The organism is Microbacterium sp. Bi128 (assembly GCF_918698205.1).
On sequence record NZ_CAKKMM010000120.1, the window covers coordinates 1 to 10,644 of the forward strand.

10 protein-coding genes are annotated in these 10,644 nt (G+C 68.6%); 8 read left to right on the plus strand and 2 right to left on the minus strand.

The genetic code is table 11. The features are described 5' to 3' along the window. The coding region (locus tag LQV45_RS10825; protein WP_230007024.1) for a lipocalin family protein at window positions 1–1,085 on the plus strand (1,085 nt) is incomplete at its 5' end. 50 nt (window positions 1,086–1,135) lie between these two features. Here LQV45_RS10825 and LQV45_RS10830 read toward each other — a convergent pair. After that, the gene (locus LQV45_RS10830) at window positions 1,136–1,705 is read right to left on the minus strand and encodes a TetR/AcrR family transcriptional regulator (RefSeq protein ID WP_230007025.1); all 570 of its coding nucleotides are present in this window, start codon (window positions 1,703–1,705) and stop codon (window positions 1,136–1,138) included. Then, window positions 1,702–2,121, minus strand: coding sequence for a hypothetical protein (locus tag LQV45_RS10835; protein WP_230007026.1), 420 nt, complete (start codon window positions 2,119–2,121; stop codon window positions 1,702–1,704). The genes LQV45_RS10830 and LQV45_RS10835 overlap by 4 nt, the downstream gene beginning before the upstream one ends. Before the next feature lie 112 nt (window positions 2,122–2,233). On the opposite strand from LQV45_RS10835, the gene pdxH reads away from it, so the two are divergent. From pdxH to yicI, 7 genes are all read left to right on the plus strand, one after another. Further along, entirely contained in the window at window positions 2,234–2,875 is a 642-nt protein-coding gene (gene pdxH, locus LQV45_RS10840) for a pyridoxamine 5'-phosphate oxidase (RefSeq protein ID WP_230007027.1), read from the plus strand. A 51-nt stretch (window positions 2,876–2,926) separates the two neighbouring features. Beyond that, window positions 2,927–3,277, plus strand: a complete 351-nt coding sequence (locus LQV45_RS10845) for a hypothetical protein (protein WP_230007028.1) — start codon at window positions 2,927–2,929, stop codon at window positions 3,275–3,277. Window positions 3,278–3,530: 253 nt separating this feature from the next. Next, window positions 3,531–4,547 carry a LacI family DNA-binding transcriptional regulator gene (locus tag LQV45_RS10850; RefSeq protein WP_230007029.1) on the plus strand — a complete coding sequence of 339 codons (1,017 nt, stop codon included), beginning with the start codon at window positions 3,531–3,533 and terminating at the stop codon, window positions 4,545–4,547. 138 nt (window positions 4,548–4,685) lie between these two features. Further along, a complete protein-coding gene (locus LQV45_RS10855) occupies window positions 4,686–6,011 on the plus strand; it encodes an ABC transporter substrate-binding protein (RefSeq protein ID WP_230007030.1) in 1,326 nt (441 codons plus the stop codon). Continuing rightward, a complete protein-coding gene (locus tag LQV45_RS10860) occupies window positions 6,011–6,976 on the plus strand; it encodes a carbohydrate ABC transporter permease (RefSeq protein WP_230007031.1) in 966 nt (321 codons plus the stop codon). The genes LQV45_RS10855 and LQV45_RS10860 overlap by 1 nt, the downstream gene beginning before the upstream one ends. Window positions 6,977–7,032: 56 nt before the next feature. Then, window positions 7,033–7,860 carry a carbohydrate ABC transporter permease gene (locus LQV45_RS10865; RefSeq protein WP_230007033.1) on the plus strand — a complete coding sequence of 276 codons (828 nt, stop codon included), beginning with the start codon at window positions 7,033–7,035 and terminating at the stop codon, window positions 7,858–7,860. Continuing rightward, complete coding sequence (gene yicI / locus LQV45_RS10870; protein ID WP_230007032.1) at window positions 7,860–10,091, plus strand: alpha-xylosidase; 2,232 nt, start codon at window positions 7,860–7,862, stop codon at window positions 10,089–10,091. Before LQV45_RS10865 ends, yicI begins: the two co-directional genes overlap by 1 nt. Window positions 10,092–10,644: the final 553 nt, after the last annotated feature.

Consider the following 10,644-nt stretch of genomic DNA (forward strand, 5'->3'; position numbering starts at 1 on the left):
AGACGGGGCTGATCTTCAACCGGCTGTCGCTCGACCAGGGGCCGACGTTCGGTGGCCTGTACGGAATCGCCGACCTCTCGGTGCCGACGACCCTCAGCTACGCGCCGTGGAACATCCACGTCGAACAGCGGCAGCCTCCGCAGGTCGTCGACATGCGGGTCGTCTCGGGCGCGATCGGCGCTGTCGGATCCGTGTACGACCTGACGGTGTCGGTCGAAGCCGGCATGGCGGGATCCTCCGCGCGGGAACGTGCGACGCTGTCGATCCGCGCGAAAGACCGGACCGGCGTCATCCAATGGGGGTACGGGCCGAACGGCTTCTTCCCGTTATGGATGTTCGACGGCACGCCGCTGCCGGCGTCGAGTGGCCCCATCCCGACCACCGACCAGCGCTCGTCGATCATGAACCAGTACGGCGGCGACATCGGTGCCTACCTCGAAGCCACCGGCGACCCGATGACCGGACAGGGATCGCAGTACTACTCGATGCCCCTCGTCGAGGTCGAGGAGTGGTCGGTCGCGATCGGGTCGTCCTACGTCGCGCGCGGCACGGGCGGTGAGTTGTTCTTCGACAACCTCACCGAGACGTACAACGACGCGGCCCAATACGTCGTGCGCAACGACTACGAGTGGACCGAATTCTCCGTCCAGCTCCCCGACAGCCTGCAGGGCATGCTGATCGCAACGACGGGCCAGAAGGAGGTCGGTCAGCTGCACTACGCGATGATCGGCGGCGCCGGATCGTCGCAATCGGCCAACGGCACCCTGCAACCGACCGCGAACTGGCCGCAGGGGGCGATCCACATCGCGCCGACCGACGAGACGTGGACGTCACCGCACAGCTGCTACGTGTACCACCTGGACTACTCGGTGCGACTCGACGGTTCGGCGACGCGACCCGCCGCCGACCTCACCTTCCGCGCCGTCGCCGACGACCAAGAACTCACCGCGCTCGGCCGCGCCGTGTACGAGGGGCTGTTCTCGTACGAGGGGACACTCGGCGGGGAGTCCGTGTCCGGCTACGCGTGGGGCGAGATCCAGGGCGTGCCGCCCGCCGGGAAGCCGACGCCGCCGGACTGCACCTGACCGGTCGACGGCGCGTTCCGCGGTGCGGGGGTCCGGGATGCCGAAGGGGATCAGCCGACGGTTCTCGCCGTCACGAGTTCGTCGATGCCGGCCAGGATCGGCTCAGCGTCGAGATCGGGGTCGAGCATCCTCTGCAGCAGCAGACCATCGACGACGACCGCGATGAGGCCGGCGGTGCCGACAGGATCTTGCACGCCCCGCGCGGCGAGGCCGTCGGCGAGCGCCCGGCGGTAGTTGCGGAGGATCTCGCCCACGCGGGTGCGGACCACGGGGTCCCGTCCCGCCACGATGAGGGACTCCTGCAGCAGACGGGCGAGACGCTCCCGCTCCGTGCCCTGGGCGTCGATGTCGATCAGTGCGCGCACCCACGAGAGCGTGGACGCGAGCGACGCGGGAGCCGCCGACGGGGCGCCGAGGGGGGAGTCGGCGAAGAAGCCCTGTATCCCCTCGAGCATCGCGTCACGTCGGAGATCGTCGATGGTGCCCGCGTGGTAGTGGACCAGTCCGGGATTCACGCCGGCGGTTTCGGCCACGCGTCGCGTGGTCGCCGCCGCCCACCCGTCCGTGGCGATGACCTCTTGCGCAGCGGCGATCAATCGCGATCGTGTGGATGCCGTCATCCGCGCATTCCCTCGATGGCGACGACGGCGAGCACGCCGCCCAGGGCGAGATCGATGGACTCGAGGACGAGAAGTTGCGAGGGCAGGGGGTCGTCGACCGAGGGGAAGACCCTCCCCAGGTCCAGCCCGAAGACGGCGATGTAGAGAACGGCGATGATCAGCGCGGCGAGGAACACCCAGGGCGCGCGGGCCAACGCGAAGCCGGCGACGACGAAGCTGGCCAGTCCGAGTGAGACCAGGAAGACGTTGAACGCGTTGTACTGCCAGCGAGGGAGCTGTCGGAAGTCGCGGGTGTCGATGAGGCCGCCCGGGACCATGGGGATCAGCAGCAGCACCATCGCGACCAGGAGGCCGGCGGTGGCGACGAAAGTCAGGTTCATGTCCATGGGCTCATCGGCCTCTCGTGATTTGGTCATCTGCCTAAGGCGTATGACCAAATTAGCACGGAAATGGAGATGATCGGTCTGCGCCTGCCGTCGGCTCGGTCGTACGATGGTGCCTCCCGAGCCCGATCCGGAGGACCGCGCGATGACCGAGAACCCCCTCGCCCACCGGCTCGACTACGACCTCGACTCCCTCGACGACCGTGCGCTGTCGGCATCCCCGCTCGCCCTGTTCGCGCGGTGGTTGGCCGACGCCGCCGACCTGCCCGAGCCGAACGCGATGGTGGTGTCGACGGTGGATGCCGAGGCCCGACCGTCGTCGCGCACCGTGCTGCTGCGCGGGATCGACGACGACGGCGCGCTCTGGTTCTTCACCAACCGGCAGTCGCGGAAGGGGCGCGCGCTCGCAGAGAACCCGTCGGTGTCGGTGCTGTTCCCCTGGTACGCGCTGCAGCGCCAGGTGATCGTGCTCGGTCGCGCCGTGCCGCTGCTCGCGGAGCGCGACGACGCCTACTTCGCGTCGCGTCCGCGCGGTTCTCAGCTGTCGGCCTGGGCGAGCCACCAGTCGGAGCCCGTGGCATCCCGGGCCGCTCTCGAGGAGCAGATGGCGGAGGTCTCGGCCCGATTCGCGGACGACCAGCCCGTACCGCGGCCTCCGCACTGGGGCGGCTACCGCATCGAGCCGCGCGAGATCGAGTTCTGGCAGGGACGTCCGTCGCGGTTGCACGACCGGATCGTGTTCATGCGTGAGGGCGACGGATGGTCGGGGGCGCGGCGGCAGCCGTGACCGGCCGTTCGTCGGGGTCGCGGGATCGCCCGTGGCGGGTTACCGTCGAGTATGGCCCTGCAGCTCTGGCGGCGGATCGCGATCGCCGTGATCCTCGTGGGCGGTTTCGCCGTCTACTGGGCGTCGCTCGCCTTCGAGTGGGACACTCCGCTGTGGGCGCTGCCGTTCGGAGCCGTGATCGCCCTGGCTGCGGTCTCGCTCCTCTCGACCCGTCGTCGCGCGCCGTCCCGTCGCGGTGAGGATCTGTACGCGTCGGACGCGTACAGCGACATCTCCCTCGGACGGGGGCGACCGCGGCATCCGCACCACGAGACGAAGCCGAACGCCCAGTTCGGGCCGGCCCTTCCGGTGGACCCGATCGCGGAGGCCATTCAGCGGCGTCGGGAGTCGGACGAGCGCTGAGTCATTCCTCCCACCGGCCCCGTGCCCGGCTCTCGACGGGAGGAGATTCGGTGAGGGGAGGACGGATGCCTCGGCGCATCTCCTCCGCAGGTCGAATCTCCTCCGCTCGCCGGGGCGTGCCACGTCCCCACCTCCGCACGGGCGCCCTTTTGTTGCCTTCGCCAACTTACCTCTTGCGCTCCGCCGCTCCGTGGTCTAACTTTGCCGTCGAAGCGCTTCCCGGAAGCGCTTAGACAGCTACGAAGGAGTCGCTATGGCAGGGATCGACGAGGTCGCCCGCGCTGCGGGCGTGTCGATCAGCACCGTCTCCTACGCGCTGAGCGGCAAGCGTCCGGTCTCGGCCGATACGCGCCGGCGCATCCAGGATGCCGTGCAGGAGTTGGGGTACAGCCCCAACGCCGGAGCGCGGATGCTCGCCGGCAGCCAGACGAACATCTTCGCGCTGTCCGAGCCGCTCCGCGCCGACAGTCACGCGCCCAGCCACATGGCGTTCATGCACGCGATGACCGTCGCGGCGCGGCGCAAGGAGTACGACATGCTCCTCCTCACGGACGAGGACGCCTCGGCCGGGATGAAGCGCGTCGCCGCGAGCGGACTCGTGGATGCCATCCTCGTGCTCGACGTCGCCCCCGCCGATCCGCGCGTCACCATCGCCCGCGCGAGCGCGACACCGACGGTGTTCGTCGGCATCCCGAACGAGCACGACGACCTCGTGTGCGTCGACCTCGACTTCGAGAGCGCCGCCGTCCAGGCCGTCGACCGCCTCGCCGACGCCGGGCACCACGAGATCGGTCTGATCGGCGGCTCCCGTCGCGCTTACGAGAAGTCGAACTTCCCGCCCCGTGTCCGCAGCGCCGTCCTGGAGCGTGCGACCGAACGCGGGATGAACGCCACCGCGGTGGCATCCGGTGAGGTCGTCACCGACCGCGATCTCGTGCGCCGCTCGGTGCGCGCGTTCGTCGGCGCCGGCGTCACCGGGATCGTCCTGCACGCGCCCGAAGAAGTGCTGCAGGTCCTGCTCGTCGAGCTCGCCGCGCTCGGTAAGAGCGTGCCGGACGATGTGTCGATCGTCTCGGTCGGCAGCAGCTTCGACACGGACGCACTCGCCACCCCGGTCGACTCGATCCCGCTCGTCCCGCAGAACTCGTGCGAGCTCGCCGTCGACCTGGCGATCGAGCTCGTCGCCGGACGCCCCGTGGCATCCGGTCTCCACCTCATCCCGCCGACCTATCTCGAGCGCGGCTCCGTCGCCGCGCCCGGCTCCGCCTGACCCACCCAACTCGACAGCCTGTGCCGTTCGCCCATTATCGAAGCGCTTCGACAATTCTTCGATGATCGGCTTCGGCGCATCCGCCTCCGCTAGCGGACACCCCTGAACCAGCGGAACACAGTGAAAGGAGTGCCAACGATGGCACGCACGAACGCACAACGACGCGCGACCCGAGCCCTCTCGGTCGTCGGCTCGATCGCCGTCGCCGCCCTGACCCTCGCCGCCTGCAGCGGTGGGGGAGGCGACAGCGGCGCCACGGACGGCGAGGGTAAGACCCTCACCCTGTGGCACTACGAAGGCGCCGACAGCGCCATGGCGAAGGCCTGGAACGCCGCCGTCCCGATCTTCGAGGAGAAGACTGGTGCGACGGTGAAGATCGAGGAGAAGTCCTTCGAGCAGATCCAGAAGACGGCGAGCCAGGTGCTCGACACCGACGCGGCGCCCGACCTCATGGAGTTCAACAAGGGCAACGCGACCGCGGGCTTCCTCGCGAGCACCGGGCTCATCGCCGACATCAGCGACGCGGTGACCGAGTACGGCTGGGATGCCAAGCTCGCCCCGTCGCTGCAGACCACGGCGAAGTACTCCTCCGACGGGGTCATGGGCGGCGACACCTGGTACGGCGTGCCCAACTACGGCGAGTTCGTCGGCGTCTACTACAACCTCGACGCGTTCGCCGCGGCGGGCCTGGAAGTGCCCACGACCTACGACGAGTTCGTGAAGGTGCTCGACGCCTTCGTCGCGAAAGGCATCACGCCCCTCGCCGAGGCCGGCGCCGAGTACCCGCTCGGGCAGCTCTGGTACCAGCTCGCGCTCACGAAGGCCGACCGGCAGTGGGTCGACGACTACCAGCTCTACAGCAACCCGGTGGACTGGAACGGATCCGAGGTCGACTACGCCTCCCAGACCCTCAAGGAGTACGTCGACAAGGGCTACATCGCCAAGGACGTCTCGTCGGTGAAAGCCGAAGACGCGGGCGTCTCCTTCATCAACGGCACTTCGCCGATCTTCGTCTCGGGCTCGTGGTGGTACGGCCGCATGGCCAGCGAAGCGACGACGTTCGACTGGACGCTCGCGGCCTTCCCCGGGTCGAAGCTCTCGCTCGGCTCGTCGGGCAACCTGTGGGTCGTCCCGGAGCGCTCGAAGAACAAGGACCTCGCCTACCAGTTCATCGACATCACGATGAGCCCCGAGATCCAGGCGATCATCGGCAACTCCGGCGGCGTCCCGGTCGCGGCCGACACTGCCGACATCACGGATGCCAAGAGCAAGGAGCTCATCGACACCTTCAACGGCGTGCTCGCCGACGACGGCCTGTCGTTCTACCCCGACTGGCCCGCTCCCGGCTTCTACGACGTGCTCGTGCAGGAGCTGCAGGGCCTCGTGACCGGCAGCCAGGATGCCGCGACCACGAACGCGAACCTCGGCAAGAAGTACGACGAGGGCACGGCGGACTTCCGCTGATGTCCCTCCTCACGCGATCGGCTGCTCGGGTGGCACTCCCACCCGAGCAGCCGGCCATCCCTCAGCGCCGCGGTGGCACCGCCGGCTACTGGCTCTACCTTCTTCCCGGCTTCGTGCTGCTGCTCGTGATCGTGATCGTTCCCCTCGTGTGGAACGTGTTCCTGACCTTCACGAAGTGGCGAGGCGTCGGCGACCCCGAGTTCATCGGGCTCGATAACTGGGCCAAGCTGCTCACCGACGACGACTTCTGGACCTCGTTCACCAACTCGGTGTGGATGGTCCTCGCGATGGTCGTCGTCCCCACCGTCGTCGGCCTCGCGGTCGCGGCCCTGCTCTTCGACGTCGTCGGCCGCAAGTTCGGCGGCAAGGTCGGCAGCTTCCTGCGCGCCACCTACTACTTGCCGCAGATCCTGCCGGTCGCGGTGGCCGGCATCGTCATCGGGTGGATCGTCCGCCCCGGCGACAACGGCGCGCTCAACCAGATCCTGGGTGGGCTCGGCCTCCCCTCATACGACTGGCTGGGGCAGATGCCCTCGGCGCTCATCGTGCTCATGGTCGTGTTGGTTTGGGTGCAGATCGGGTACCCGGTCGTGGTGTTCATGGCCGCTCTGCAGCGCGTAGATCCCGAGCTCTACGAGGCCGCCGAACTCGACGGCGCCAACTGGTTCCAGCGGTTCACGGCGATCACGATGAGCATCATCCGCCCCGAGATCTTCGTCGTCACCCTCACCTGCACGATCGCCGCGCTCAAGGTGTTCGGGCCCGTGTACGTCATCACGCAGGGCGGTCCCGCGGGATCGACGATCGTGCCGGCGTATTACGCCTATCTCGAGTTCTTCACCAAGCGGAACGTCGGCTACGGCGCGACGATCGCCACCGTGCTCACGATCGTCGTCGTCATCGTCTCGATCGTGTTCATCCGCGTGCAGACCTCGCTCGAACGCAAGGAAAGGGCGGGACTGTGACCACCACCGCCGTCATCACCACGGGACGTCCCCGGCGCCGCGGAGGCCGCGGCGGCATGACCCGTCGCCGCCCCGTCGACTGGCTGCTGCTCGCGCTCGTCGTCATCGGCGCGCTGCTCGTGCTCGCGCCCTTCTACCTCGTGCTCGTCAACTCGTTCAAGTCGCCCGTCGACTACGCGACCTCGGGCCCGCTCGCCCTTCCGCAGCAGCTCGACTTCGGCGGCATCGTCGACTTCTGGAACCGTGTGGACTTCCCGCGCAAGGTCGGCAACTCGATCCTCATCTCGGGCGTCGTCGCGGTGCTCGCGGTGCTGATCTCGGTGCTGAACGCCTTCGCGATCGGCATCGGCCGCGTCCGCGGACGCACCGGGATCGTGCTGCTGTTCCTGCTGGCGAACCTGCTGCCGCAGGAGGCGCTGCTGTACCCGCTGTACTACATGTTCAAATCCGTGGGCCTGTACGACAACGTGTGGTCGGTCATCATCATCTTCACGGTGGTGCAGGCGGCGTTCGGCACCTACCTGCTGTCGTCGGTGTACGGCACGTTCCCCCGGGAGATCCTCGAGGCCGCCGCGATCGACGGCGCGAGCCGCTGGCAGATCCTGTGGCGCGTGATCTTCCCGATCAGCCGCCCGACGCTGTCGGTGCTCGTCATCTTCTTCTTCATCTGGACGTGGAACGAGTTCCTGATCCCGCTGACGTTCCTGGCATCCAACGACAACCAGACCGTCCCGGTCGCGATCAGCGTGCTCCAGGGCGACCGGCTCATGGACGTCACCACGATCAGCGCGTCGGCCCTGCTGGGCATCGTCCCGACGCTCATCTTCTTCCTCATTTTCCAACGCACGCTGACACGCGGCATCACGGCAGGAGCAGTCAAGTAATGAAGTTCACCGATGGTTTCTGGCTGATGCGCCCCGGCGTGGCCGTCGACTACGCCGCCGAGGCGTACGACATCGGCTCGACCGACACCCCCGATGGTCCGGGGCTGGTCGTGCACGCACCGACGAAGGTCATCGCCAAACGCGGCGACGTGCTCAACCGCACGGTCCTGACCGTCACGCTGTCGTCTCCGCTCGAGGGGGTCGTGCGGGTCCGCGTCGTCCACCACGCCGGAGATACCCGTGCGACGGGATTCACGCTTCCCGGCGCCGTGTCCGGTGGTGGGTCCGTCGAGGTCACCGACGACGGGGGCGCCCTCACGACCGGTGGTCTCGTCGCCCGCGTCGCCCCTGGCGCCCCGTGGGACCTGTCGTTCGAGCTCGACGGGACGCGGCTCACCGGCAGTGGCATCCGGTCACTCGGTCGGGTGAGCCTCGCCGACGGAGCCGACGTCGAGACCGGCGTGATCGGCAACGCCGGTGCCGACACCGGAGTCCCCGCCGCGCGCCACTACCTGCACGAGCAGCTCGACCTGGGCGTCGGCGAGACGATCTACGGCCTCGGCGAACGCTTCGGCCCCGTCGTGAAGAACGGGCAGACGGTCGACATCTGGAACGCCGACGGCGGCACCTCGAGCGAGCAGGCCTACAAGAGCGTGCCGTTCTACGTCTCGTCGGGCGGCTACGGCGTGCTCGTCAACGACTCGGGCCACGTGTCGTTCGAGGTCGGTTCCGAGAACGTCGAGCGCGTGCAGTTCTCGGTCTCGGGCGGGGTGCTGGAGTACTTCGTCATCGCCGGCCCCACCCCGAAGGACGTTCTCGAGCGGTACACCGCGCTCACCGGTCGCCCGCCCGTCGTGCCCGCGTGGTCGTTCGGCACGTGGCTGACCACGTCGTTCACTACTGACTACGACGAAGCCACGGTGACGTCGTTCATCGACGGCATGGCCGAACGCGACCTGCCGCTGTCGGTGTTCCACTTCGACTGCTTCTGGATGCGCGAGTTCAACTGGTGCGACTTCACGTGGGACACGCGCGTGTTCCCGGATCCGGATGCCATGCTCCGCCGCCTCCACGATCGCGGTCTGCGCGTGTCGGTGTGGATCAACCCGTACATCGCGCAGCGCTCGGCGCTGTTCACGGAAGGTGTGGCGAACGGGTACTTCGTGCGTCGGCCGGACGGTTCGCCGTGGCAGTGGGACCTGTGGGTGCCGGGCATGGCGCTCGTCGACTTCACCAACCCGGATGCCGTGCGGTGGTACCAGTCGTACTTGCGCCGCCTGATCGCTCAAGGCGTGGACTGCTTCAAGACCGACTTCGGCGAGCGGATCCCCACCGACGTCGTGTGGCACGACGGCACCGACCCCGAGCGCATGCACAACCTCTACGCGCAGCTCTACAACGCCGCCGTGCACGAGGTGCTCGTCGACGAGCGTGGTGAGGGCGAGGCCGTGCTCTTCGCCCGGTCGGCGACCGCGGGCGGGCAGACGATGCCGGTGCACTGGGGCGGCGACAACTCCTCGACGTTCGCGTCGATGGCCGAGACCCTGCGCGGCGGGCTGTCGCTGGCCTGGAGCGGGTTCGCGTTCTGGAGCCACGACATCGGCGGCTTCGAGGGCACGCCCGACCCGGCGGTGTTCAAGCGCTGGATCGCGTACGGGATGCTGTCGTCGCACAGCCGCTTCCACGGATCGGACTCGTACCGGGTGCCGTGGGCCTTCGACGACGAGGCCGTCGACGTGACGCGCCACTTCTCGAAGCTGAAGCTGCGGCTCATGCCGTACCTCTACGCCGCGGCGCGCGAGGCCACGGTCACCGGCACACCCGTGATGCGGCCGATGGCGTTGGAGTTCCCCGACGACCCCACGACCCTGCATCTCGATCGGCAGTACATGCTCGGCCCCGACCTGCTCGTGGCGCCGGTGTTCTCGGCATCCGGTGACGTCAGCGTCTACCTGCCCGCGGGGGAGTGGACGCACCTGCTGACCGGTGAGCGCGTGACCGGAGGCGGGTGGCGGCGCGAGCAGCACGGCTTCGACTCGCTGCCGCTGTACGTGCGGCCCGGGGCTGTTCTGCCGTGGGGTGCGCGCGACGACCGTCCCGACTACGACTACCTCGACGGGCTGACGCTGCGCGTCTTTCCCGGCGGCGAGGGCGTGGCAGAGGTGACGGTGACGGCGCCCGACGGGCGGACGGAGACGTTCCGCGTGGATCGCGCCGAGGTGACCGAGTAACCGCAGGGGGGCGGGGTCGCCGGACGGCCCCGCCCCCCTGCGCTGGCGGTAAGTCGTCCTTGCGCGAGGTCGCGCCCGGGGTGCTCGTCGCCACGAGTCGCACGAGAGGTTCGGGTTCGTTCGCCGGGACCCTGGTTCGTTGGCGGACGGTCCGTCGTGGCGCGGGGACCCCGGTTCGTGCTGCCGAGGAGGCCCCGGTTCGTCGTGGTGCGGGGCCCCGGTTCGTCGGCGGACGGTCCGCCGGGGCGTAGACGTTCCGCCGGGGCGTAGGCGTTCCGCCGTGACGCCCGTGCGCGCCTGCGCGTCGTGCGCGCCTACGCGCCGCGTGTGACGCTGTGACGTTGTGACGTTGTGACGTTGTGACGTTGTGACGTTGTGACGTTGTGACGCTGTGACGTTGTGACGCTGTGACGTTGTGACGATCGTCCGGCGAGCGCGGGTGCGGTGGGCTGCGCACCGCGGGTATGCGCGAAAGTGCTCGCCGAGTGGAGAAGGCGCCACCGGCGCCATCGACGCACACTGCTCAGAACGGTGCCGGTTCGCGATCACCGGG

Coding starts and splice junctions, on each gene's coding strand:
- LQV45_RS10860 (WP_230007031.1), top strand. CDS start 6,011: ATGTCCCTCCTCACGCGATCGGCTGCTCGGGTGGCACTCCCACCCGAG.
- LQV45_RS10835 (WP_230007026.1), bottom strand. CDS start 2,121: ATGACCAAATCACGAGAGGCCGATGAGCCCATGGACATGAACCTGACT.
- LQV45_RS10850 (WP_230007029.1), top strand. CDS start 3,531: ATGGCAGGGATCGACGAGGTCGCCCGCGCTGCGGGCGTGTCGATCAGC.
- LQV45_RS10855 (WP_230007030.1), top strand. CDS start 4,686: ATGGCACGCACGAACGCACAACGACGCGCGACCCGAGCCCTCTCGGTC.
- yicI (WP_230007032.1), top strand. CDS start 7,860: ATGAAGTTCACCGATGGTTTCTGGCTGATGCGCCCCGGCGTGGCCGTC.
- pdxH (WP_230007027.1), top strand. CDS start 2,234: ATGACCGAGAACCCCCTCGCCCACCGGCTCGACTACGACCTCGACTCC.
- LQV45_RS10845 (WP_230007028.1), top strand. CDS start 2,927: ATGGCCCTGCAGCTCTGGCGGCGGATCGCGATCGCCGTGATCCTCGTG.
- LQV45_RS10865 (WP_230007033.1), top strand. CDS start 7,033: ATGACCCGTCGCCGCCCCGTCGACTGGCTGCTGCTCGCGCTCGTCGTC.
- LQV45_RS10830 (WP_230007025.1), bottom strand. CDS start 1,705: ATGACGGCATCCACACGATCGCGATTGATCGCCGCTGCGCAAGAGGTC.